Annotated in this window: 23 protein-coding genes and 1 pseudogene; 15 read left to right on the forward strand and 9 right to left on the reverse strand. The window is 66.2% G+C overall.

Features of this window, described 5'->3' with window-relative positions; all coding sequences use genetic code 11:
• The first annotated feature begins 92 nt into the window (after positions 1 to 92).
• On the forward strand, positions 93 to 608 hold the full coding sequence (locus ACVMIH_RS17230; RefSeq protein ID WP_057014945.1) for a mismatch-specific DNA-glycosylase: 516 nt from the start codon (positions 93 to 95) through the stop codon (positions 606 to 608).
• Between the two features lie 147 nt (positions 609 to 755).
• Here ACVMIH_RS17230 and ACVMIH_RS17235 read toward each other — a convergent pair whose 3' ends face one another.
• Positions 756 to 1,190, reverse strand: coding sequence for a hypothetical protein (locus tag ACVMIH_RS17235; RefSeq protein WP_028332611.1), 435 nt, complete (start codon positions 1,188 to 1,190; stop codon positions 756 to 758).
• A 207-nt stretch (positions 1,191 to 1,397) separates the two neighbouring features.
• Between ACVMIH_RS17235 and ACVMIH_RS17240 the strand changes: the two genes are divergently transcribed.
• The 3 genes from ACVMIH_RS17240 to ACVMIH_RS17250 all read left to right on the forward strand — a co-directional run bounded on the left by ACVMIH_RS17240 (position 1,398) and on the right by ACVMIH_RS17250 (position 2,782).
• Positions 1,398 to 1,835 carry a YeeE/YedE family protein gene (locus ACVMIH_RS17240; protein ID WP_456862611.1) on the forward strand — a complete coding sequence of 146 codons (438 nt, stop codon included), beginning with the start codon at positions 1,398 to 1,400 and terminating at the stop codon, positions 1,833 to 1,835.
• 67 nt (positions 1,836 to 1,902) lie between these two features.
• On the forward strand, positions 1,903 to 2,382 hold the full coding sequence (locus ACVMIH_RS17245; RefSeq protein WP_057014943.1) for a DUF6691 family protein: 480 nt from the start codon (positions 1,903 to 1,905) through the stop codon (positions 2,380 to 2,382).
• Positions 2,383 to 2,386: 4 nt separating this feature from the next.
• Positions 2,387 to 2,782, forward strand: a complete 396-nt coding sequence (locus ACVMIH_RS17250; RefSeq protein WP_057014942.1) for a RidA family protein — start codon at positions 2,387 to 2,389, stop codon at positions 2,780 to 2,782.
• A 169-nt stretch (positions 2,783 to 2,951) separates the two neighbouring features.
• Here ACVMIH_RS17250 and ACVMIH_RS17255 read toward each other — a convergent pair whose 3' ends face one another.
• Positions 2,952 to 3,713: an SOS response-associated peptidase gene (locus tag ACVMIH_RS17255; RefSeq protein WP_057014941.1), complete on the reverse strand. Its 762-nt coding sequence runs from the start codon at positions 3,711 to 3,713 to the stop codon at positions 2,952 to 2,954.
• Positions 3,714 to 3,775: 62 nt separating this feature from the next.
• Between ACVMIH_RS17255 and ACVMIH_RS17260 the strand changes: the two genes are divergently transcribed.
• The 5 genes from ACVMIH_RS17260 (at position 3,776) to ACVMIH_RS17280 (ending at position 6,268) form a co-directional block, all read left to right on the forward strand.
• On the forward strand, positions 3,776 to 4,276 hold the full coding sequence (locus tag ACVMIH_RS17260; RefSeq protein WP_057014940.1) for a hypothetical protein: 501 nt from the start codon (positions 3,776 to 3,778) through the stop codon (positions 4,274 to 4,276).
• Between the two features lie 42 nt (positions 4,277 to 4,318).
• Entirely contained in the window at positions 4,319 to 4,738 is a 420-nt protein-coding gene (locus ACVMIH_RS17265) for an NUDIX hydrolase (RefSeq protein WP_057014939.1), read from the forward strand.
• A gap of 84 nt (positions 4,739 to 4,822) precedes the next feature.
• Entirely contained in the window at positions 4,823 to 5,200 is a 378-nt protein-coding gene (locus ACVMIH_RS17270) for a TIGR02301 family protein (protein WP_057014938.1), read from the forward strand.
• Positions 5,190 to 5,846 (forward strand): HAD family hydrolase, encoded by a 657-nt coding sequence (locus ACVMIH_RS17275; protein ID WP_057014937.1) that lies wholly within the window; start codon positions 5,190 to 5,192, stop codon positions 5,844 to 5,846. The genes ACVMIH_RS17270 and ACVMIH_RS17275 overlap by 11 nt, the downstream gene beginning before the upstream one ends.
• Positions 5,847 to 6,001: 155 nt before the next feature.
• Entirely contained in the window at positions 6,002 to 6,268 is a 267-nt protein-coding gene (locus tag ACVMIH_RS17280; RefSeq protein ID WP_028332620.1) for a hypothetical protein, read from the forward strand.
• Between the two features lie 66 nt (positions 6,269 to 6,334).
• Here ACVMIH_RS17280 and ACVMIH_RS17285 read toward each other — a convergent pair whose 3' ends face one another.
• A complete protein-coding gene (locus tag ACVMIH_RS17285; RefSeq protein ID WP_057014936.1) occupies positions 6,335 to 7,669 on the reverse strand; it encodes a dihydroorotase in 1,335 nt (444 codons plus the stop codon).
• A gap of 127 nt (positions 7,670 to 7,796) precedes the next feature.
• On the opposite strand from ACVMIH_RS17285, the gene ygfZ reads away from it, so the two are divergent.
• The 5 genes and pseudogenes from ygfZ (at position 7,797) to ACVMIH_RS17310 (ending at position 13,347) form a co-directional block, all read left to right on the forward strand.
• Positions 7,797 to 8,675, forward strand: a complete 879-nt coding sequence (gene ygfZ, locus ACVMIH_RS17290; protein WP_057014935.1) for a CAF17-like 4Fe-4S cluster assembly/insertion protein YgfZ — start codon at positions 7,797 to 7,799, stop codon at positions 8,673 to 8,675.
• On the forward strand, positions 8,672 to 9,298 hold the full coding sequence (locus tag ACVMIH_RS17295) for a DNA-3-methyladenine glycosylase I (RefSeq protein WP_057014934.1): 627 nt from the start codon (positions 8,672 to 8,674) through the stop codon (positions 9,296 to 9,298). The genes ygfZ and ACVMIH_RS17295 overlap by 4 nt, the downstream gene beginning before the upstream one ends.
• Positions 9,295 to 9,906: a YfbR-like 5'-deoxynucleotidase gene (locus tag ACVMIH_RS17300; RefSeq protein ID WP_456782117.1), complete on the forward strand. Its 612-nt coding sequence runs from the start codon at positions 9,295 to 9,297 to the stop codon at positions 9,904 to 9,906. The genes ACVMIH_RS17295 and ACVMIH_RS17300 overlap by 4 nt, the downstream gene beginning before the upstream one ends.
• 119 nt (positions 9,907 to 10,025) lie before the next feature.
• A complete protein-coding gene (locus tag ACVMIH_RS17305) occupies positions 10,026 to 10,532 on the forward strand; it encodes a tyrosine phosphatase family protein (RefSeq protein WP_028332625.1) in 507 nt (168 codons plus the stop codon).
• Positions 10,533 to 10,642: 110 nt separating this feature from the next.
• Positions 10,643 to 13,347 (forward strand): annotated as a pseudogene (locus ACVMIH_RS17310) (DUF2339 domain-containing protein).
• Positions 13,348 to 13,371: 24 nt separating this feature from the next.
• On the opposite strand, the gene ACVMIH_RS17315 reads toward ACVMIH_RS17310, so the two are convergent.
• The 5 genes from ACVMIH_RS17315 to ACVMIH_RS17335 all read right to left on the reverse strand — a co-directional run bounded on the left by ACVMIH_RS17315 (position 13,372) and on the right by ACVMIH_RS17335 (position 18,457).
• A complete protein-coding gene (locus ACVMIH_RS17315; RefSeq protein ID WP_016844381.1) occupies positions 13,372 to 13,605 on the reverse strand; it encodes a DUF6894 family protein in 234 nt (77 codons plus the stop codon).
• 139 nt (positions 13,606 to 13,744) lie between these two features.
• Complete coding sequence (locus tag ACVMIH_RS17320) at positions 13,745 to 14,323, reverse strand: hypothetical protein (RefSeq protein WP_028332627.1); 579 nt, start codon at positions 14,321 to 14,323, stop codon at positions 13,745 to 13,747.
• 186 nt (positions 14,324 to 14,509) lie between these two features.
• Positions 14,510 to 15,496, reverse strand: a complete 987-nt coding sequence (acuI, locus tag ACVMIH_RS17325) for an acrylyl-CoA reductase (NADPH) (protein ID WP_456862616.1) — start codon at positions 15,494 to 15,496, stop codon at positions 14,510 to 14,512.
• Positions 15,497 to 15,543: 47 nt separating this feature from the next.
• Positions 15,544 to 16,788: an MFS transporter gene (locus tag ACVMIH_RS17330; protein WP_456862618.1), complete on the reverse strand. Its 1,245-nt coding sequence runs from the start codon at positions 16,786 to 16,788 to the stop codon at positions 15,544 to 15,546.
• A 190-nt stretch (positions 16,789 to 16,978) separates the two neighbouring features.
• Complete coding sequence (locus ACVMIH_RS17335; protein ID WP_456862621.1) at positions 16,979 to 18,457, reverse strand: cell wall hydrolase; 1,479 nt, start codon at positions 18,455 to 18,457, stop codon at positions 16,979 to 16,981.
• 106 nt (positions 18,458 to 18,563) lie between these two features.
• On the opposite strand from ACVMIH_RS17335, the gene ACVMIH_RS17340 reads away from it, so the two are divergent.
• Complete coding sequence (locus ACVMIH_RS17340) at positions 18,564 to 18,929, forward strand: hypothetical protein (RefSeq protein WP_156436015.1); 366 nt, start codon at positions 18,564 to 18,566, stop codon at positions 18,927 to 18,929.
• A gap of 6 nt (positions 18,930 to 18,935) precedes the next feature.
• Here ACVMIH_RS17340 and ppdK read toward each other — a convergent pair whose 3' ends face one another.
• On the reverse strand, positions 18,936 to 21,857 hold the full coding sequence (gene ppdK, locus ACVMIH_RS17345) for a pyruvate, phosphate dikinase (protein ID WP_057014928.1): 2,922 nt from the start codon (positions 21,855 to 21,857) through the stop codon (positions 18,936 to 18,938).
• Between the last annotated feature and the right edge of the window lies 1 nt (position 21,858).

A 21,858-nucleotide genomic window follows, 5' to 3' on the forward strand; every position in this document is an offset into this window, starting at 1 on the left:
CTGCCCGCAATCGGGAGAGGTGAGGCGCAGTTCGCCGCTCGATTCCAGGTGAAGTCATGTGCCAACGCGTGATTACTTTATTCAGCCCCCAGATGCCCGCGAACAATTCCCACCGCCTCCCCGACCAGCTCCGCGCCAATCTGCGCCTGGTGTTCGTCGGCACCGCGGCCAGCACGCGGTCAGCCGCCGTCGGGCATTATTACGCGCATCCCGGCAACCGGTTCTGGCGTGCGCTGCATGAGGCCGGCATCACGCCGCGGCGCTATCGGCCGGACGAGTTCGCGGCACTGCTCGCGCTCGGCATCGGCTTCACCGATCTCTCCAAGACCGGCGCCGGGATGGATCACGAAATCAACAGGCAGTCGTTCGACGTGGTGGGCTTCCGGACGAAGATCGAGACCTATCGGCCGAACACCGTCGCCTTCACCAGCAGGAAGGCGGCGAGCCTGTTCTACAACAGGCCGACCAACGCGCTCGTGCTCGGTCGGCAGCCATCGGTGAATGGCTTTCCCGAAGTGTTCGTGCTGCCGTCGCCATCCGGCGCGGCCTCGGGTCATTGGACCTTACAGCCGTGGCGCGAACTCGCCGAGTGGATCACGGAATCGTAGGATCGTAGGATCGGTAGAGCCAACGGGTCCGCGCAAAGCGCGGCCCGATGATAAACTCCGCAAAACCCATCATCTCTCCCGACGCACCGAAGTCGATGGGTTTCGCTTCGCTCTACCCATCCTACGAGATCGCTACGAGACCGCTCCCTACTCCTTCAACGTGATCGCAAGCCCGCTGAGATCGACATTGGCCATCAGCCCGACCTGCTTGCCGCTCAATTCGAGCACCGCGCCGTTCTGGTTGGTCAAGAGGATGCCGCGCACGCCGGCGCCGAGCGCAACGCCCATGCCCGCCGCGGCATAGACGCCGTTGATATCCTGCGGACGGCGGATATTGCGCACCCGCCCCTGCAACGTGGTCTGCGAGCCGCCGAACACGAGCCCATAGTCCAGCCCGCCGGCCGTGAGCCCATAGGTCTGGCCGTGGAAGGTCATGACGCCCTTGCCGGCGGAGCCGCCGAACACCCAGCCGCCCTTGAAGATCACGAGCGTCACCGCGCCCTCGTCAGCCAGGGCAGCGGACGTTCCGGTGAGCATCGCCAGCGCGAGCAGCGCGGCGCGGGCGACGGATGGCAACTTCATGGGGGATTCTCCGGACGAAGTGAGAGCGAATCGCGGCAATCCAGCCGACCGGCGGCATCGCTGAAATGCCGCGAAACATGCGGGATTGCGCTTGTTCCTGATGGTGCGGAGTCTATCATCGCCTCTGCAGCCGCGCGACCACTGGCGCATGCGCGCCCACCGCTTTGCCGGATCGCTGAGGAGTTTGCGCAACAGGGATCTGCATCGATGCACGATTTCACCCCACTTTCCGGCCTAGCCGGCGGCGCGCTGATCGGGCTTGCCGCGGCGCTCTTGATGCTGCTGACCGGGCGAATCGCCGGGGTCACCGGCATCGTCGGCGGCGCGCTGCGGGCCGATACCGCCGACCGTAGCGCCGATCGTTCCTGGCGCATCGCGTTCATCGCGGGACTGATCGGAGCGCCCCTGATTGCGGCGCTGTTCGGCGCGCCGCTGCCGCGGCCGGCGATGAATGCGAGCCTTGTGGTGGTCGCGATCGCGGGACTGCTGGTCGGATTCGGTACAAGGATGGGCAATGGCTGCACCTCGGGCCACGGCGTCTGCGGCTTCGCGCGGCTGTCCGGCCGCTCGATCGTGGCAACATGCATCTTCATGCTGACGGCGATCGCGACGGTCGCAATCGTCAGGCACGGGATCGGAGGCTAAGCATGATCCGGAAAAGTGCGAAGCGGTTTTCCGAAAGGATCATGCTCAAACAAGGAGCGGTTTAGCGATGGCGGTGCTTGCCAGTTTTGCCTGCGGCCTGATCTTCGGCGCGGGCCTTCTGATCTCCGGCATGACCGATCCGCAGAAGGTGCTCGGCTTCCTCGATCTGTTCGGCGCGTGGGACGCGACGCTCGCCTTCGTGATGGCGGGCGCGGTTGCGGTCGCAGCAACCGGCTTCGCGATCGCCCGGCGGCGCACGGCCCCCGCCTTCTCGGCGCGCTTCCTCTGGCCCGACCGCACCGACATCGATGCGCCGCTGGTTGCCGGCGCGGTGCTGTTCGGCATCGGCTGGGGCCTCGTCGGCATCTGCCCCGGGCCGGCACTGGTCAATATCGCCGGCCTCTCGCTACCGATCGTGGTCTTCGTTCTCGCGATGCTCGCAGGCATGATCGGCCAGAATCTCTTCGGCAGGAATCTTTGGCGCCGGCGTGCAGCGGCACCGCGCGCCATCGAAACTTCTTCCCTTCCATCTCACGCAGACGGGTGACCCAATGACTGAAAAGACCACAATCAAGCACTTCCCTCCTCCGCCCGGCGTCCAGGCGCCGCCACTCTCGTTCGGCGCCCGCGTCGGCGATTTGTTGTTCATCTCCGGCATTCCCGGCTTTGACGCCAATCGCGAGCTGCCCGACGGGTTCGAGGCGCAGTTCGCCAATGTCGTGATCAATTTCAAGCGCGTGCTGAGCGAGGCGGGCGCGACGATGCGCGATCTCGTCAAGGTCAACGTGCTGCTGACGCGCGCGAGCGACGTCGCGACGATGAACGCGCTGTATGCTGGCGCGTTCGGCCCCGCCCCCTACCCCGCGCGCACCACCTGCGTGGTGGTGGCGCTGCCCAATCCAAAGATGCTGATCGAGATCGAGGGCGTGGCACACGTGAAGGGGTGATCTCTGGCTCTGTCATGCCGGAGCGCGCCACTTGGCGCGAGCCCTCAGGTGCGCAATTGCGCACCGGTTGAATCGAGGTCCATCTTCATTGTCGTCCTGGCGAAGGCCAGGACGACGATGTGGAGAGCTGACGCAAATCCGCGCTGCATCACGCCGGTTCAGTGAGCCCTCAAAACAGCGACCCCTGCCCGTCATCCTCCCGCACCGGCGCCTTGCGCGGCGCGGCCTTCTTCGGCTGCGGCGCGTCCTCCGCGGCGATTTCATCCGCGGTCATCGGCAGCAGCAATTGCGCATCGTCATTGGCGACCGCGTTGACGCGCATCGTGACCTGGTGCCAGGCGAACTCGCCGACCTCGGGGCCCTTCAGCATCGGCATCACGTCGTCGACATCGTTCGGCAGGCAGTCGAGCCAGCGCGCGAATTGCTCGGGCCTGATCGTGACCGGCACGCGGTGATGCAATTGCGCGAGGTCGGGACTGGCCGGCGCAGTGACGATCGCGACCGTATCCTGCTCCTCGCCGTTCGGCCCCATCCAGGTCTCGGCAAGCGCGGCGAAGGCGAGCGGATGGCCGTCGCGGCGATGGATGAAGAACGGCCGCTTGCGGCCGCCGGCATCCTGCCATTCGTAATAGCCGTCGGCGGGGATCAGCGCCCGGCGCCGCTTGATCGCGTTCTTGAAGGCCGGCTTCTCACGCACCGTCTCGGAGCGCGCGTTGATCAGGAGCGAGAAGGTCCTGGGGTCCTTGACCCACGACGGGATCAGGCCCCAGCGCATCAATTGAAAATGCCGGCCGCCATTCTGCAGCAGCACCACCGGGATCGGCTGGGTCGGCGCAACATTATACCGTGGCGGAAAATTCGGCTGCTCGATATAGCCGAACATCTCGCGCAAGGCCGCCGGCGGCGAGGTTATGACAAAGCGTCCGCACATTTGCCGTCCAGAGTGGTATCCGTTTATTCTGCCTTAACTTGGACCGTTAAAGACTGCGATCAATGACCTCAACGGCCGCCATAGCGGACTCTTCCCCGCGACCGACGTACCCCGATGAGGCGCGGGCGGCGCTGTTGCGCGCCGCCAACATCAATCCCCGCACCGGGCTTGCCACCGACTACCTCAATCACTTCAACGAAGCCATCATGCTGCTGGAGATGGTCCCGGACCTGCCGGAATGCGCCAGCGATTTCCTCGAATGGCAGCCGCTGTCCTATGCCGAGCATTTCACCGCGTCGAATTTCCGGGCACGCGATCTCGCGATCGAGGCCTATGAGACCGCGGACGCCGCAATCCGGGCCGAATTCGACCAGCTCACCGACAGCATGACGAAGATCCTGACCGAGGTCGGGGCGGCGATGCGGCAATTGCAGCAGGACAAGAGCCGGGTCGCGCTCGCCGAGCAGGCGATCGTCTGGGTCAAGCCGCTGGTGATGCAGACCGCCGGCATCATCAACGGCGCCGCAGAGGCCGATGTCGACAGCATCATGGCGGGCGCCTGAGATATCGGGCATGATGGTCTTCACAACCGGCTGCCAATCACCTTGACCTCTCCCGAACCTCCGATCCGCCCGCAGCTCGCCGTGTCAGGCGTGATTTTCCGCGACGACAAGGTGCTGCTGGTGCGCCGCGCCCGCTCGCCCGGCAAGGGCTTCTATTCGCTGCCCGGCGGCCGGGTCGAGTTCGGCGAATCGCTGCATACCGCCCTGCACCGGGAGATCGACGAGGAGACCGGCCTCAAGGTCGAGATCGTCGGCCTCGCCGGCTGGCGCGAGGTGCTGCCGACCGGCCCCGGCACCGGACACTATCTGATCATGACCTTCGCGGCGCGCTGGGCGTCCCGCGAGCCTCACCTGAACGACGAGCACGACGATTTCAAATGGCTGGCGCCGGAGGAGATCGGCGACCTCAAGGTCACCGGCGGCCTGCATGAGGTGATTGCGGCCGCCCGGCGGCTGGTTTGAGGCCCGTTTTAGCGGCTTTGGGGGCTCGGCCGCCTTGCCTCGGGCGCATTGAGGGGGCATACCACCGCCATTCCGGAACCCCTGATGATCAGAGCCTTTCTCGCCGTTGTGATCCTGTTGTCGGCATGCCTTGCGACGCCCGCCCGGGCGCAGGACGCGGCTGCGCCGTTCGACGGCGATTTGCAGCGGCTGGCCGAGATCCTCGGCGCCCTGCACTATCTGCGCGGCATCTGCGGCTCCAACGAGGGCGCCAAATGGCGCAACGAAATGCAGGCGCTGATCGATGCCGAGACCCCCTCCGGCGACCGCCGCGCCCGCATGATCGCAGGCTTCAACCGCGGCTATAACGGCTTCCAGCAGACCTACCGGACCTGCACGCCCGCGGCCACCGTGGCGATCCGCCGCTACATCGAGGAGGGCTCGAAAATCTCGCGCGACCTGACGGCCCGCTATGCCAACTGAACGGGCGATCTTCTTCGACCTCGACGGCACCCTGACCGACCCGAAGCCCGGAATCACCGGCTCGATCCAGTACGCGCTGGAAAAGCTCGGCCGGCCGGTTCCCTCGCAGGATGAACTGACCTGGTGCATCGGGCCGCCGCTCAGGGCGAGCTTTGCGATGCTGCTCGGCGGCGAGGAGCTCGCGGACCGCGCGGTCGCGCTCTACCGCGAAAGATTCGGCGATGTCGGGCTGTTCGAGAACGCGGTCTATCCCGACATCGCGGAGGTTCTGGCCGAGCTGCGCCGGGCACCGGGCCGGATGTTCGTCGCGACCTCGAAGCCGCATGTGTTCGCGACGCGGATCATCGCGCATTTCGGCCTCGGCGGCTATTTCGACCACGTGTTCGGCTCGGAGTTCGACGGAACCCGGGTCAACAAGGTCGACCTGCTCACCTATGCGCTGGCGCAGACCGGGGCCGATCCGGCCAAATCCCTGATGATCGGCGATCGCAGCCACGACGTGATCGGGGCGAATCGAAACGGCATCCGGGCGGTCGGCGTCACCTATGGCTACGGCACGCCCGAGGAGCTGACCGAGGCCGGCGCCAGCCATCTGTGCGCCACGCCGCGCGCGGTGCTGGACCATATCCACAGCTCATTCGGCTGATCGCGGCCCGGATATCCGGAATTCCCCTTTAAATGCCGGGGCCGCCGTTAACCTTTTCGAAAGATGTGGGCTAGGCGGTACCTGCATGCGTGATACATCTCGCGCGTCGCAGTGGTTCGCTCCTCGGACCGCGCGCTGTCAATTTGCAGAGTTTCATGCGCCATCCAGCGTCCTTCCCCCATCACCAAGACCCGCGACCCGACCACGAGCAGAAGCAGGCCGCGCTGGGCTACCTGAACGAGGCCTGGGCTGAAGCGCGTCACGACGGCGTCGATGGCGACTGCCTCGCGCAGGCGAGCCTGTTTGCGGCGCTCGCCGAACTCGTCGGCACCTATGGCGAGGACGCGGTGGCGAAATTTGCCGAGGGCCTCGCCGCGCGCGTGCGCAACGGCGAGTTCTCGCTGGCATTGGCCCGACAGTAAAAACGATAGCGTTTTCGAGCGAAGTGGGCCGCCGGTTCGCGTCAAGAAAACGCGTCAAACGCGAACCTACTGCTTCAGCGTCTCGAGGAACCGAACCGGCTCGCCGGTCGATGGCGTCGTGACTTCGCCCTGCCACATCACCCGCCGGCCGCGCACGAAGGTGCCGACCGGCCAGCCCTGCACCCGCACGCCGTCATAAGGCGTCCAGGCGGCGCGCGAGGCGATCCATTTGTTGGTGATGGTCTCGCTGCGCTTCAGGTCGACGATTGTGAAGTCGGCATCGTAACCGGCCGCGATGCGGCCCTTGCAGGCGATGTTGAACAGGCGCGCAGGCCCCGCGCTGGTGAGATCGACGAAGCGAGCCAGCGACAGCCGCCCGGCATTGACGTGATCGAGCATCAGCGGCACCAGCGTCTGCACACCGGTCATGCCCGACGGCGAGGCCGGATAGGTCTTGGCCTTCTCCTCCAGCGTATGCGGCGCGTGATCCGAGCCGAGCACGTCGATGATGCCCTGCTCGATGCCGTACCAGATGCCGGCGCGGTGATCGGCCGAGCGCACCGGCGGGTTCATCTGGGCCAGTGTGCCGAGCCGCTCGTAGCACTCCGGCGCGGCCATGGTGAGGTGGTGCGGCGTCGCCTCGCAGGAGGCGACATCCTTGTGGTCGCGCAGGTACAGAATCTCGTCCTTGGTCGAGATGTGCAGCACGTGGATGCGCTTGCCGGTCTCGCGCGCGAGATTGACCAGGCGCTCGGTCGCCATCAGCGCGGCGGTCTCGTCGCGCCACACCGGATGCGAGCGAGCATCGCCCTCGATCCGCAGCGGCTTGCGCTCGTTGAGGCGATACTCGTCCTCGGCGTGGAACGCGGCGCGGCGCCGGATCACCTGGAAGATCCGCCGCAGGCTCTCGTCGTCCTCGACCAGCAGCGCGCCGGTGGAGGAGCCGATGAACACCTTGACGCCGGCGCAGCCCGGGGCGCGCTCGAACTCCGGCAGATCCTGCACGTTCTCGCGGGTGCCGCCGATGAAGAACGCGAAATCGCAATGCATGCGATGGCGGCCGCGCTTGATCTTGTCGGTGAAGGCCGCTTCGGTGACCGTCAGCGGATTGGTGTTCGGCATCTCAAACACGGCGGTGACCCCGCCCATCACCGCGCTGCGCGAGCCGGTCTCGAGGTCTTCCTTCTGGGTCAACCCGGGCTCGCGGAAATGCACCTGGGTGTCCATCACGCCGGGCAGGATGTGCAGGCCCTTGCAGTCGATCACCTCGCCGGCCGAGGCCTGACTGAGCGAGCCGATCGCGGCGATGCGGCCGCCCGCGATACCGATATCGCGCACGCCCTCGCCGTCCTGATTGACCACGGTGCCGGATTTTAGAATGGTGTCAAAATGCTGATTCATCGGTCCTCGACGCCCGCTTTCGGCTGTCGCGCGGGCCTTGTTCGGCGCACTCTAGCGCCTTAGCTTGGCAGGGGATATCGCGGCCTGCGCGTTTCCCAAGGAACTTGGAAAAGAGCCAATTTTGCGAATGAAAGCAGCGTTTCTTCCAGATCGGGGCGTGGTCAAGGTCTCTGGCGAGGACGCCCGCAACTTCCTCAACGGCCTCATCACCGCCGACATCGCCGAGTTGCGCGCGGGACAGGCCCGGTTTGGCGCGCTGCTGACGCCGCAAGGCAAGATCATCGTCGATTTCCTGATCACCGAGATACCCTCAGGTCATGGCGGCGGCTTCCTGATCGACGCGCCGCGCGCGCTCGCCAAGGGTCTTGCCGACAAGCTCGGCTTCTACAAGCTGCGCGCCAAGGTCGTGGTCGAGAACCTGTCCGACAGCCTCGGTGTGCTGGCAGCTTGGGATGGCGAGCCGGCGGCGACGCCGGATCTCGCGTTCGCCGATCCGCGCAACCCAGCGCTCGGCTGGCGCATCCTGATTCCGGAAGATTTGAAGCAGAAGCTCGCTGAGCTGATCGGTGCCGATCTCGTCGACTCCAACGCCTACGAGGCGCATCGGATCGCCACCGGCGTGCCGCGCGGCGGGCTCGACTTCATGTATGGCGACGCCTTCCCGCACGAGACCAATATGGATCGCCTCAACGGCGTCGATTTCGACAAGGGCTGCTATGTCGGCCAGGAGGTGGTGTCGCGCATGCAGCATCGCGGCACGGCGCGCACCCGCACGGTGAAGATCGTCCTCGACGGCCCCGCCCCCGAAGCCGGCGCTACCATCCTGGCCGGCGACAAGCAGGTCGGCACCATCGGCTCGACCGCCGGCGAGAAGGGTCTCGCGCTGGTCCGCATCGACCGCGTCGCCGATGCGCTCGACGCCGGCCTGGCGCTGACCGCGGGCGGGCTGTCGCTTCACCTCGCCGAACCCGACGCCGTCCGCATCACACCCAAGCAGACCGCATGAGCCGTACCGCGCAACTGCACCCTGACGGCAAGACGCGTTGCCCCTGGCCGGGCGAGGATGCGTTCTACGTCGCCTATCACGACAATGAATGGGGCGTGCCGGAATATGACGACCGCGCGCTCTACGAAAAGCTGATCCTCGACGGCTTCCAGGCCGGTCTGTCCTGGATCACGATCCTGCGCAAGCGCGAGAACTTCCGCAAAGCCTTCGACGATTTCCAGCCCGAGAAGATCGCGCGCTACAACGCCAAGAAGGTGCACGCGCTGATGAACGACGCCGGCATCGTGCGCAATCGCGCCAAGATCGAAGGCGCGGTGGCGAGTGCGAAGGGCTATCTGGAAATCATGGAGAAAGGCCCCGGCTTCTCGAATTTCCTGTGGGACTTCGTCGACGGCAAGCCGAAGGTCAATCAGTTCAAGACCACCGCGAGCGTGCCGGCCTCGACGCCGGTCTCGATCAAGGTCTCCAAGGAGCTCGGCGCGCGCGGCTTCAAGTTCGTCGGTCCCACCATCGTCTACGCCTTCATGCAGGCGACCGGCATGGTCAACGATCACCTCGTGACCTGCTTCTGCCACGAGAGCTGCAGCGGCAAGCTCCGCACACCGCGACTCAAGAAGAAATGACGGCGCGCAAATCGACGGAGACAACCCGCGCCTGGCAGCGGATGTTGTCGGGACGCCGGCTGGACCTGCTCGATCCGTCGCCGCTCGATATCGAAATCGTCGACATCGCGCATGGACTGGCGCGGGTCGCGCGCTGGAACGGCCAGACCAGCGGGGCGCACATCTTCTCGGTGGCCCAGCACACGCTGCTGGTCGAAGCCGTGATGCACCAGCAGATGCCGCGCGTCGACATCCGCCATCGTCTTGCGGCGCTGCTGCACGACGCACCGGAATATGTCATCGGCGACATGATCTCACCGTTCAAGGCGGTGCTGTCAGGCGAATACAAGGCGGTGGAGAAGCGGCTGCTCGGCGCGATCCATATCCGCTTCGGCCTGCCCGCCGTGCTGGCGGACGAGATCACCCAGCAGATCAAGGCCGCCGATCGCGGCGCCGCGTATCTCGAGGCGACGCATCTGGCGGGATTTTCGCGAGCCGAGGCCAAGCGGCTGTTCGGCCGCGATCCGGAACTGCCCGAAGCGACCGAGCGCGACTATCTGACGCCATGGACCGCCGCGCGGGCCGAAAAGCAGTTCCTCGAGCGCTTCGAGGCATTGCACGCCTCGTAGGGCGGCAGCGAAAACGTGCCGCCGGTTGCGCCGCAAAACGATGAATCGGCATGGCACCCCCGCCTTTGCCCGTTCGGGAGCAGCCGTTATAATCCGGCACCCCCGATAGAAGGACCATCATGCTTCACGTCTGCTCGCTTGCCGCACTCTCCGACACGGTTCGCGCCACCGGCGCCAGCCATGTGCTGACTGTGATGGCCAATGTCGACCAAGTGCAGCGGCCGCCTTCCGTGCTGCCGGCCAACCACCTGAAAGTGTCGATGGACGACATCATCGAACAGATGGACGGATTCGTTGCGCCCAACGAGTCGCATATCGAGAAGGTGCTGAGCTTCGTGCGCGGCTGGGATCGCCAAGCACCGATGGTGGTGCATTGCTACGCCGGCATCAGCCGCTCGACCGCGAGCGCATTCGCCACGGTCTGCGCCCTCAACCCGCACCGCGACGAAATGTCCATCGCCCGGATGATCCGCGAGGCCTCGCCGATCGCGGCTCCCAACCGGCTGATCGTCAGCCTCGCCGACAAGGCGCTGGGACGCGAGGGCCGGATGCTGCGTGCACTCGACGCGATGGGTCCCGGCAGCATGAGCGTCGAAGGCCGGCCCTTCCGCATCGATCTGGACTAAGCGCGGCCGGTCACGCCCGATCGCTTGAACTTCCGGTCCTCCTCACTGCACTACTAGGTTGCGACGGGCCGCCGGGCTGGCCAAGTCCGGCGCGTCCTGCCGGAGGCCCGATGTTCGATTCGCCGTTCGACTTCCTGACGCTCGTCCTCGCCATCGTCGCGATCATTTTCGCGCGCAAGGCGCTGGGCCGGATCGACCTGCTGCAGCGCCGCCTGGATGCGATCGAGGCCGCGGGCGGCGCCGCCGCGCGGACGGCCATGCCGCCGCCGCTGACTCCGCTGCAGGAGTTCGAGCAGACGCCGCCGACGGCGCCTTCCGTCGCGCCGCCACCGCTCCCGGAGGCGGCTCCCGGCGAACCGGCGGCGCAGACTGAGCCAGCCGCGGACGCGCCAGGTGCCGTACCGCCGCCCCTGCCGGAGCCGCCAGCCCCTCCGCAGCCTGCACCCGGCTTCGAGGAGACGCTCGGCACGCGCTGGGTGGTGTGGATCGGCGGCCTGACGCTCGCGCTCGGCGGCTTCTTCATGGTGCGCTATTCGATCGAGGCCGGCTTGCTCGGCCCCGGCGTTCGCACGATGCTCGGCGGATTGTTTGCGCTGGCGCTGCTCGGCGCCGGTGAATGGACCAGGCGCCAGGAAAGCATCTCCAACATCGCGGCGCTGCCGATCGCCAACATCCCGGCGATCCTCATCGCCGCCGGCACCGCGGTGGCATTCGCTACCGTCTACGCCGCCTACGCGCTGTATGACTTCCTCGCCCCGGCGAGCGCCTTCATCCTGCTCGGTATGGTCGCGCTCGGCACGCTGGCGGCCGCGCTGCTGCACGGACCCGCGCTGGCCGGGCTCGGCATCGTCGGCGCCTTCGTCACGCCGCTCCTGGTGTCGTCAGACAAACCCGACTTCTGGTCGCTCTACGTCTACCTCGCCATCGTCACGGCGGCGGCGTTCGGCCTCGCCCGGATCCGGCTGTGGCGCTGGCTCGCGGTCACGACGATCGCCTTCGCGCTGCTGTGGACCTTCCCTTGCCTGCAATGCGGGCCCGAGATGATCGCGCCCCATGTCTTCCATGTCATCGCGGGCTTCGTGCTGGCGGCGCTGCTCGTGGTCTGCGGCTTCATGTTCGGTCCCGACGGCGACGGCGAGGAGATCGAGCCGATTTCATCTAGCTCGCTCGCCGCCTATCTGTCTGGCGCGATGCTGATCGCGCTCAACAGCGCCCACGCCGACACCGCGATGATCGGCTTTGCGCTGCTGACAGCCGCGAGCCTGCTTGTCGCCTGGCGCGCGCCTGCTGCTACCCGTGCGATCGGCGCCGCGTCGATCTTCGTGTTCATTGTGTTCGGCGAATGGGCCGTCCGCCGCAACGTCGACATGCTGGTGCTGCCGGGCGGCGCGATCCCCGGCATCGGCCGGTCCGTGACCGATGGCTCGGTCTCGCTGCATCTCGTCACCGCCGCGCTGTTCGCGGCCGCCTTCGGCATCGCCGGCTTCCTCGCGCAATTCCGTTTTACCACCACGAAGGTCACGGTGACCTGGGCCGCGGCGGCGGTGTTCACGCCGGTCGCGCTGCTGGTCGCACTCTATGCACGCATCGCGCATCTCGACCGCTCGATCCCGTTCGCGGTCCTCGCCGTGCTGCTGGCGGCGGCCTACGCAGCCGCGACCGAGGCGCTGACCCGGCGCGACGAGCGGCCGGAGCTGTCGCCTTCGATTGCGTTGTCCGCCACCGGCGCCCTCGCCTCGCTGGCGCTGGCGCTGACCTTCGCGCTCGACAAGGGCTGGCTCACCATCGCGCTCGCGCTGGTGTCGATGGGCACGGCGTGGCTGTCGGTGCAGCGGCCGATTCCGTTCCTGCGCTGGCTTGCCGCGATCCTGGCCGGCATCGTCGTGCTGCGCATCGGCTATGAGCCGCGGATCGCGGGCGACGCCGTCGGCACCACGCCGATCTTCAACTGGCTGCTGTGGGGCTATGGCGTGCCGGCGCTGTCATTCTGGGCGGCAAGCCATTTCCTGCGTCGCAACGGCGACGACGTCCCGCTGCGCATCGTCGAATCCGCCGCGATCCTGTTCACGGTGCTGCTTGCCTTCATGGAGATCCGCCACGCGGTCAACAGCGGCGATGTCTATTATGCCAGCGCCGGGCTGACCGAGGTCGCGCTGCAGGTCGGCGCGACGCTTGCGATGGCGATCGGACTGGAGCGGCTGCGCCTGCGCAGCGGCAGCATCGTGCACAATGTCGGCGCGATCCTGCTGACCGCATTCGCGGGGCTTGCCAGCCTGTTCGGACTGCTGGCGCTGGAGAACCCGATGCTGTGGTGGCAGGACGTCGGCGGCAGCTTCATCAACCTGCTGCTGCTCGGCTACGCGCTGCCGGCGGTGCGGCGCTGCTGCTGTCCTATGCGGTGGCGGGCCATCGTCCTGCCGGCTATGCCAACACGATCGCCGCCGGCGCGCTGGTCCTTGCGCTCGCTTACGTCACGTTCGAGATTCGCAGGCTCTACCATGGACCGGTGCTGACGCGCGGCGAGACCACGGGCGCGGAGCAATACACCTATTCGATCGCCTGGCTGATGTTCGGCGTCGCGCTGCTCGGCATCGGCATCGTCGTCAACTCGCAGCGGGCGCGGCTCGCGTCTGCTGCGGTGATCGGGCTGACGATCCTGAAGGCGTTCCTGATCGACATGTCGACGCTCACGGGTGTCTACCGGGCGCTGTCGTTCATGTGCCTTGGCATCGTGCTGGTCGCGATCGGCTGGCTGTATCAGCGGATCCTGTTTCGCAGGCGAACCGCTCAGCCGCTCGCGCAGGCTGAGGGTTAGGACTTGCCGTCCTGAAAGACAGCTTCAGTCGACGGACTCGGCGACCAGTCGAATCCTGAACACGGGTTTTCTGCCCTCGTCGAGCAGCTCCATGTGCCATTCGCTGTTCTGCTTCAGATTGCGCGAAATGCTGCCGAGGAAATTTCCGCAGACCTTGGTCATCTCGGCCCAGGCCACGTCGCGGCTTTCAAACTCCGTCGCGTGGTCGGATGCACCAGCGTAATCGCCATCACTAATTCGAAAAAAATATTGCGCCATATGACTACTCAAAATCAGAGTCCCCAATGTCCCGCCTCACGGCGAACGCCAGGTATTGAGTAGCGAGCAAGGCGTGGCGACCGCCATCCGTATGACTACGGCTTGGCGGCGCTATTCCCGCTAGCGCGCAGATGAAAGGTTAGTCGGTGGAGCGGCGCAATTCCGGCGCGCTCTCGACCTTGGCGGGCTCGGCCTTGACCGGCTCGAGCTTCGCGCTTCCGACCTGCGGCGTCTCAACGCGCGACACTTCGGTCTGCGAGGCATCCGCGGATCGGGTGCGCGGATGCAGCGAGCGCGGACGCGCCGCCGCGCGCGCCATCAGCATCTGCTGGCCGCCCTGGTGATGGAAATCGCAATAGGCAAAGCCCATGCCGGAGACCGAGCCGCGGAACGAGCGGTCGTCCTGCTTGTCGAGATTAAAGCACGGTTCGAACGGAATGCCCTTCAGCGACGCGCAAACGCTCTGACCGCGGATCTGCAGCGTGTTGCCGGGCAGGCGCAGGTGACGGATCGGCCCCGAGCCGGAGAACTGGACCGAGCCTGCCGCACCCAGATCGTCGAGGATGCGACCGGCGCCGCGGGTGCCATCGAAACAGGTGAACGCGAACACCTTGCCGGCGACGAACCTGCGGGCCTCATCGGCGTTCATCATGCCCGCGAATGCCGGCACGACCATTGCTCCGGCCGTGACGGCCCCCAACACCAAACGCGCAAGCATGAGCTACTCCACTTACGAGCGCGGGCACTCGCTCCTTGTTGCGCATGACCCCCGCACCAACGCTTTTCGACGTCTGCGCGAGGAAACCCGGCCCCCCGGGATCATGCTGCAAGTCTCTTTACCCGCTGCTTACCATACCAACAGTGGCAACATTGGAGCAGCTTGGTTGGTAAAGTCTGAACGTCCTCAGACTATTTTTACCACGATGCGGCCGCGGACATGGCCACCGAGGATTTTCGCGCCAAAGCCCATGACTTCGTCCAGGGCGATTTCGTGAGTGATATCAGCCAGTTTTGCCTTATCCAGATCGCTGGCAAGGCGGCGCCAGGCGGTCCTCCGCAGCTCGATCGGACACATCACCGAATCGATACCGAGAAGGCACACGCCCCGCAAAATGAAGGGCGCGACCGACGACGGCAGATCCATACCGGCCGCCAGACCGCAGGCCGCGATGGCTCCGCCATACTTCGTCATCGACAGCAGGTTGGCGAGCGTGGTCGACCCGACGCTGTCGACGCCGCCGGCCCAGCGCTCCTTCGCCAGCGCCTTGGGCGCACCTGACAGTTCGGCGCGGTCGATCACCTCGGTAGCGCCGAGACCCTTGAGGTAGTCGGTCTCCGACATCCGCCCGGTCGACGCGATGACGTGGTAGCCGAGCTTCGACAGCACGGCGATCGCCACCGAGCCGACGCCGCCGGCGGCACCCGTGACCACCACAGGGCCGCTCTTCGGGGTGAGACCATGCTTCTCCAGCGCCAGCACCGAGAGCATCGCGGTATAGCCGGCGGTACCGACCGCCATCGCATCGCGGGCCGAGATGCCGTCGGGCAGCCGCACCAGCCAGTCGCCCTTGACGCGGGCCTTTTCAGCGTAGGCGCCGAGATGGGTCTCGCCCATGCCCCAGCCGTTGCAGACGACCTTGTCGCCCGCCTTCCAGTCCGGATGGCTGGATTGCTCGACCGTGCCGGCGAAATCGATGCCGGCGATCATCGGGAACCGGCGCACCACCGGTGCCTTGCCAGTCAGTGCGAGGCCGTCCTTGTAGTTCAGTGTCGACCACTCGACGCGGACGGTGACGTCGCCGTCCATCAGCTCGGCTTCGTCGAATTGGATGAGTGCGGCGGTGGTACCCTTGTCCGCCTTGTCGATCCTGATTGCCTTGAACGTTGCCACGATGTGCACTCCCCGTAATCTTGGTTTCGGGGAAATGGTTTACCCCATCAGGCAGGCTGCGCAACCGGGCGGACGACGGGCTTTTCGACGATCGGCAGATTGATCAGCGCCGACAGCACGCCAAACAGCACCGACAGCCACCAGATCGGGGTGTAGGAGCCATACTGCTCGAACACGATGCCGCCGAGCCAGACGCCGAGGAAGCCACCGACCTGATGGCTGACGAAGGCGAAGCCGTACAGCGTCGCAAACCAGCGCGTGCCGAACATCAGCGCCACCAGCGCCGAGGTCGGCGGCACTGTGGAGAGCCAGGTCAGGCCGGAGATCGCCCCGAACGCGATCGCCGAGAAGGTCGTGATCGGGAACGAGATGAAGGCGACGATCGACGCCGCGCGGGTGAAGTAGATCACCGACAGGATGTAGCGCTTCGGGAAGACGTTCTGCAGCCAGCCGACGCTGAGCGAGCCCACGATGTTGAACAGGCCGATCGCCGCGATCACCCAGCCGCCGGTCGATGCCGGAATGCCGCGGTCGGCGAGATAGGCCGGCAGATGCACGGTGATGAAGGCGAGCTGGAAGCCGCAGGTGAAGAAGCCGAGCACCAGCAGCACGTAGGAGCGATGGCCGAACGCCTCCGCCAGCGCGGTCTTGAACGACTGCTGATCAGCCGGCGCGGCGTCATTCGTCTCCGCCGGCGGTGTCGAGAGTGCCAGCGACAGCGGCAGGATCAGCAGCATCAGCGCGCCGAATACGAGGAGCGCGGTCTGCCAGCCGAAATTGTCGATCATCGCGACGCCGAACGGCGCGAACAGGAATTGGCCGAACGAGCCCGCGGCGGTGCCGGCGCCGAGCGCGATGCCGCGCTGCGCGGGCGGCAGCAGCTTGCTGAACGCCGACAGCACCAGGTTGAACGATGAGCCCGACAGGCCGAAGCCGATCAAGACGCCGGCGCCAAGGTTGAGCGAGAGCGGCGTCGCCGAGTAACGCATCAGGAGCAGGCCCGCGGCGTAAAGCAGTGCGCCGACGACCATCACACGCAGCAGCCCGAAGCGGTCGGCAATCGCGCCGGCGATCGGCTGGCCGAGTCCCCACAACAGGTTCTGCAGCGCCAGCGCGAGGCCGAACACGTCGCGGCCCCAGGTGAATTCATGGCTCATCGGCTGCACGAAGAAGCCGAGGCTGGAGCGCGGCCCGAAGCTCAGCAGCGCAATCGCGCAGCCACAGACGATGATGACAAGCGGCGTGCGCCACGTGCCCGACGTCGGTCGAAGATCCCCGGTGGTAACGGCCATCTTGTCTTCCCCCGCAACTGCTGCGCGGGGAGCCGCCCCGCCGAACGTTACGGGGAGTTAATGCAGGTGCATGAAAACCCCAAGAGGGGCCGGAGAAAAATATTCGCCTGCAGGGCTGCTCTGCAGAATCGGAGAGGATGATGACCGTCATTCGGGGGCACGCCGGCCGCGGAACGAGAGGGAGAAGGCCCTATCGCCGGGCGCTGGCCTGCTCGGCCGAGCTCTGGGCGGCCTCGGCGAGCTGCGCCGAGATCTTGGCGGTCTCGGCCGGGTTGCCCCAGCTCGGCGCGTCGCTGCCGTCGCCCCAGGCGCGCGGGCGATAGAAGGTGTGGACGCCGAACTTGTACATCTTCTTCATCTCGCTGACCCAGGACGGTCGCACCCAATAGGCGTGGTAGTGGGTCGAGCGGTCGACTTCCGGCAGCCACAATTCGCCGTCGAGCATCGCCCTCGCGATCTTCCTGGCGCGGTCCCACATGTCGGGCTCGCGGACGACGTCAGCGACGTTGTCGCAGGCGAAGGTGAACTGACAGGCGTAATGGCGATTCTTGTTCTGGTAGACCACGCCGCACACCGTCTCCGGATATTTGCCGGAGAAGGCGCGATTCAGCACCACCTGGGCGACCGCGATCTGGCCACGCACCGCTTCACCGCGGGCTTCGAAATAGACCGCCTCGGCGAGGCACTTCTCCGACTTGGCGCGCGACTTCTCGTCGAACAGGCCGAGCCGCTCCGCCGGCGTCTTGGTGTGCTGGTCGTCCGCATTGACCTCGCCCTTCGGCGCGATGCTCTCGCCCATCTCGCCGGCCTTGACCGGACCGTCGGCATCGACCGGCAGTGACGCCATCACCTTCATGTCGGGATCGGGCGTTGCTGCCGGCGGTACGACAACCGGCGCCTCGCCGGGCTGCCAGCGCTCGAGGTCCTCCGGCGTGCCGAGCGACGAGCCGAAGAACAGACTGGCGGTCTGAAATGCGAACGGGTCGCGCTCGCGCGCCGCATCGGCGGGCGCAGCAGCGGGCTTTGCGGGCGCGGGCTTCAGATCGTCGAGCGGGCTGGCCTCGAGCGAGAGCGACACGTCGTTCTGCTGCGGCGACGGCTTGGCATATTGCGGCAAGGGCGGCGCGCGCAGCGCCTCCTGCAATTCAGGATCGAGCGGCGCGCTGTCGGCCGGTGCGGTCGCGGTCTTCATGCCCTTGACCGACGAATTCGATGTCGCCGGATCCTCGTTCGCCGGCGCCGTATTTGCAGGCTCCGCCGGTTCGACCTGATCGGGCCGCCGGACGACGAGGCGATCGCCCTTCATGGTGCGATCGACCTTGGGAAAATCGGATGCCTGATAGCGCGGCGGCGGGGCCGTGATCGGATTGCGCGTCACCGTTCCGGTGATGTCGAGGTTCGAACTGTCCAGTCTTGCGAGCAGGATTTGCGGGGCTTGCGGCGCGGACGTGCCGATCGGACGGCCGAAGCTGTAGGTCGCGACCTGGATGGAGCCGACGGCGGAGGCGAAGACGCGCTTCTGCCAGCGCTCGGCGACGCCGGGCTGCCGGGCCAGGAGCGAGGCGATATCCTGATATCCGATCTCGGTCGGCATCAGTGCGAAGATGCCAAGACCGAGACCGAAGAGCGCAAGACGTGCGCCCCTCGGCTGGTTACGCGACACAAACATCGTACGCTCACGCAACGCTTACTGAGTGCAATCGAACGCGGTACATCCGCGCAATTCGACCTTTCTCGTTGCTAAACCGTTTAGGTTGCCGCGGAGTTAATCGGCGTTGCTCGCGCGCTACACTCAAGCGATCGCGCATGTTTCGCACGTTGCATTGCGCGCCTTGGTAAACGCGCGGCGCATGAAAGTCGTAAACAACAAGTCAACGGAGATGGTGAACAAAGTGTTGCAGGCACGGCAGCCACCCGCCGTCATTGCGAGGAGCGACAGCGACGACTTGTCCGCCGAAGCCTTGGCGAAGGCGGAAGCAATCCATGGCTCGGCAAGTGGAAACATGGATTGCTTCGCGGAGCCTGTCATCGGGCGCGCATTCGCGACCCGTTGGCTCGCAATGACGCTATATATTCAGGCTGCCTCAACAAACAAAAATGGCCGGGACTTGGTCCCGGCCATCGCACTCTCTGAACTGTAAGATCGCTCACGCCTGGCTGGCGATCTCCTTGCCGAGCGCGGCCTGCGCCGCGGCGAGACGCGCGATCGGCACGCGATAGGGCGAGCACGAGACGTAATCGAGCCCGACCTCGTGGCAGAACGCGACCGACGCGGGATCGCCGCCGTGCTCGCCGCAGATGCCGACCTTGAGGTTCGGACGCGTCTTGCGGCCGCGGGTGACGCCGATCCTGACGAGCTCGCCGACGCCGTCGCGATCGACCGAGATGAACGGATCGATCTCGAGGATGCCCTTGGCGACATAGGTGCCGAGGAAGCTCGCGGCGTCGTCGCGGCTGATGCCGTAGGTGGTCTGCGTCAGGTCGTTGGTGCCGAAGGAGAAGAACTCCGCGGTCTCGGCCACCTCGCCCGCCATCAGGCAGGCGCGCGGCAGCTCGATCATGGTGCCGACCTGGTAGCTCAGCTTGACGCCGGTTTCCTTCATCACCGCGTTGGCTGTCGCATCGATCCGCGCCTTGACCAGATCGAACTCGGCCTTGGTCGCGATCAGCGGCACCATCACCTCGAGACCGACCGGCTTGCCGGTGCGCTTGCCGGCTTCGACGGCAGCCTCGAAGATCGCACGCGCCTGCATCTCGGCGATCTCCGGGTAGGCGATCGCGAGACGGCAGCCGCGGAAACCGAGCATCGGGTTGAACTCGGAGAGTTCGCGGGCGCGGTCGGCGAGCTTGCGCGGATCGGTGTTCATGGCGCGCGCCACTTCCTCGATCTCGGCCTGGGTGTGCGGCAGGAACTCGTGCAGCGGCGGATCGAGCAAGCGGATCGTGACGGGCAGGCCCTGCATGATCTCGAACAGCTCGACGAAGTCGGCGCGCTGCATCGGCAGCAGCTTCGACAGCGCGGCGCGGCGCGACTGCTCGTCCTCGGAGAGGATCATCTCGCGCACGGTGCGGATGCGGGTCTCCTCGAAGAACATGTGCTCGGTGCGGCAGAGGCCGATGCCTTCGGCGCCGAACTTCACCGCGGTGCGCGCGTCGTCCGGCGTATCGCCGTTGACGCGAACGCCGAGCTTGCGGACCTCGTCGGCCCAGCCCATCAGCGTGCCGAACTCGCCGGACAGCTCCGGCTCGATCATCGGCATGCGGCCGGCCAGCACCTGGCCGACCGAGCCATCGATGGTGATGACGTCGCCGGTCTTGAAGGTGCGCGAGCCCACGCTCATGGTGCCGCGGCCGTAATCGACGCGGATGGTGCCGCAGCCGGAGACGCAGGGCTTGCCCATGCCGCGCGCAACCACCGCCGCGTGCGAGGTCATGCCGCCGCGGGTGGTGAGGATGCCTTCCGCGGCGTGCATGCCGTGGATGTCTTCCGGGCTGGTCTCGATACGGACCAGGATGACCTTGCGTCCGTCGGCCTGCAGCTTGGCCGCTTCGTCCGACGAGAACACGATCTCGCCCGAGGCAGCGCCAGGCGACGCCGGCAGGCCGGTCGCGATCACGTCGCGCTTGGCGGCCGGATCGATGGTCGGGTGCAGCAGCTGGTCGAGCGAGGCCGGATCGATCCGCGTCACCGCGTCCTTGCGCGAGATCAGGCCTTCATTGGCGAGCTCGACCGCGATGCGCAGCGCCGCCTTCGCGGTGCGCTTGCCGCCGCGGGTCTGCAGCATCCACAGCTTGCCCTGCTCGACCGTGAACTCCATGTCCTGCATGTCGCGGTAATGCTTCTCGAGCAGCGTGTAGATCCGCGTCAGCTCCTTGAACGCGACCGGCATCGCGGCTTCCATCGACAGCTTGTCGGAGCCGGATTCCTGGCGCGCCTCCTCGGTGATGTCCTGCGGCGTGCGGATGCCGGCGACAACGTCCTCGCCCTGCGCGTTGATGAGGAACTCGCCGTAAAGCTTGCTCTCGCCGGTCGAGGGATTGCGGGTGAACGCGACGCCGGTGGCCGAGGTCTCGCCCATGTTGCCGAACACCATCGCCTGCACATTGACGGCGGTGCCCCAGGATTCCGGAATGTCGTGCAGCTTGCGATAGGTCACCGCGCGCGCGTTCATCCAAGATGAGAACACCGCGCCGATCGCGCCCCACAGCTGATCGTGCGGATCCTGCGGGAAGTCGTGGCCGGTCTCCTTGGCGACCGCCTCCTTATACTTGCCGACCAGCTCGACCCAGTCGTCGCCGGTGAGGTCGGTGTCGAGCGAATAGCCCTGGCCGTCCTTGAAGGTGTCGAGGATGTCCTCGAAGTGATGATGCTCGAAGCCGAGCACGACGTCCGAATACATCGTGATGAAGCGGCGATAGCTGTCATAGGCGAAGCGGCGGTCGCCGGAGAGTTCGGCGAGCGCCTCGACGGTGCGGTCGTTGAGGCCGAGGTTGAGCACGGTGTCCATCATGCCCGGCATCGAGGCGCGCGCGCCCGAGCGGACCGAGACCAGCAGCGGGTTCTTGGCGTCGCCGAACGTCTTGCCGGTCAGCTTGCCGACATAGTCGAGCGCCTTCTCAACCTGTGCTTTCAATTCCTTCGGATACGTCTTGTCGTGCTCGTAGAAATAGGTGCAGACCGAGGTCGGAATGGTGAAGCCGGGAGGCACCGGCAGGCCGAGATTGGCCATTTCCGCGAGGTTGGCGCCCTTGCCACCGAGCAGATTGCGCAAGGTCGCCTGTCCCTCGGCCTTGCCGTCGCCGAACGTATAGACCCACTTGCCGGCCTTGATCGCAGCCGGGGCCGCCTTCTTCGCAACGGCCTTCGCCGGCGCCTTGCCAGCGGGCTTTGCGGCCGGCTTTGCAGCCGATTTGGGAGCGGCTTTCGGCGCCGCCTTCGGGGCGCTCTTCTTCAGCGCCTTGCGCGCCGGGGCGGCCTTGCGGGCTGCGGCGGAGGGCTTTGATTTCGCTGCTGTTTTCTCGGCAGTTTTCGCAGCAGTTTTCTTGGACTTCGCGACGGCTTTGGCCATG

The sequence above is a fragment of the Bradyrhizobium sp. USDA 4503 genome, assembly GCF_054055815.1.

Bases quoted from the DNA above. Each gene is read 5' to 3' on its own strand.
- ACVMIH_RS17230 (WP_057014945.1), top strand. From the start codon at position 93: ATGCCCGCGAACAATTCCCACCGCCTCCCCGACCAGCTCCGCGCCAAT.
- ACVMIH_RS17235 (WP_028332611.1), bottom strand. From the start codon at position 1,190: ATGAAGTTGCCATCCGTCGCCCGCGCCGCGCTGCTCGCGCTGGCGATG.
- ACVMIH_RS17240 (WP_456862611.1), top strand. From the start codon at position 1,398: ATGCACGATTTCACCCCACTTTCCGGCCTAGCCGGCGGCGCGCTGATC.
- ACVMIH_RS17245 (WP_057014943.1), top strand. From the start codon at position 1,903: ATGGCGGTGCTTGCCAGTTTTGCCTGCGGCCTGATCTTCGGCGCGGGC.
- ACVMIH_RS17250 (WP_057014942.1), top strand. From the start codon at position 2,387: ATGACTGAAAAGACCACAATCAAGCACTTCCCTCCTCCGCCCGGCGTC.
- ACVMIH_RS17255 (WP_057014941.1), bottom strand. From the start codon at position 3,713: ATGTGCGGACGCTTTGTCATAACCTCGCCGCCGGCGGCCTTGCGCGAG.
- ACVMIH_RS17260 (WP_057014940.1), top strand. From the start codon at position 3,776: ATGACCTCAACGGCCGCCATAGCGGACTCTTCCCCGCGACCGACGTAC.
- ACVMIH_RS17270 (WP_057014938.1), top strand. From the start codon at position 4,823: ATGATCAGAGCCTTTCTCGCCGTTGTGATCCTGTTGTCGGCATGCCTT.
- ACVMIH_RS17275 (WP_057014937.1), top strand. From the start codon at position 5,190: ATGCCAACTGAACGGGCGATCTTCTTCGACCTCGACGGCACCCTGACC.
- ACVMIH_RS17280 (WP_028332620.1), top strand. From the start codon at position 6,002: ATGCGCCATCCAGCGTCCTTCCCCCATCACCAAGACCCGCGACCCGAC.
- ACVMIH_RS17285 (WP_057014936.1), bottom strand. From the start codon at position 7,669: ATGAATCAGCATTTTGACACCATTCTAAAATCCGGCACCGTGGTCAAT.
- ygfZ (WP_057014935.1), top strand. From the start codon at position 7,797: ATGAAAGCAGCGTTTCTTCCAGATCGGGGCGTGGTCAAGGTCTCTGGC.
- ACVMIH_RS17295 (WP_057014934.1), top strand. From the start codon at position 8,672: ATGAGCCGTACCGCGCAACTGCACCCTGACGGCAAGACGCGTTGCCCC.
- ACVMIH_RS17300 (WP_456782117.1), top strand. From the start codon at position 9,295: ATGACGGCGCGCAAATCGACGGAGACAACCCGCGCCTGGCAGCGGATG.
- ACVMIH_RS17305 (WP_028332625.1), top strand. From the start codon at position 10,026: ATGCTTCACGTCTGCTCGCTTGCCGCACTCTCCGACACGGTTCGCGCC.
- ACVMIH_RS17315 (WP_016844381.1), bottom strand. From the start codon at position 13,605: ATGGCGCAATATTTTTTTCGAATTAGTGATGGCGATTACGCTGGTGCA.
- ACVMIH_RS17320 (WP_028332627.1), bottom strand. From the start codon at position 14,323: ATGCTTGCGCGTTTGGTGTTGGGGGCCGTCACGGCCGGAGCAATGGTC.
- ACVMIH_RS17330 (WP_456862618.1), bottom strand. From the start codon at position 16,788: ATGGCCGTTACCACCGGGGATCTTCGACCGACGTCGGGCACGTGGCGC.
- ACVMIH_RS17335 (WP_456862621.1), bottom strand. From the start codon at position 18,457: ATGTTTGTGTCGCGTAACCAGCCGAGGGGCGCACGTCTTGCGCTCTTC.
- ppdK (WP_057014928.1), bottom strand. From the start codon at position 21,857: ATGGCCAAAGCCGTCGCGAAGTCCAAGAAAACTGCTGCGAAAACTGCC.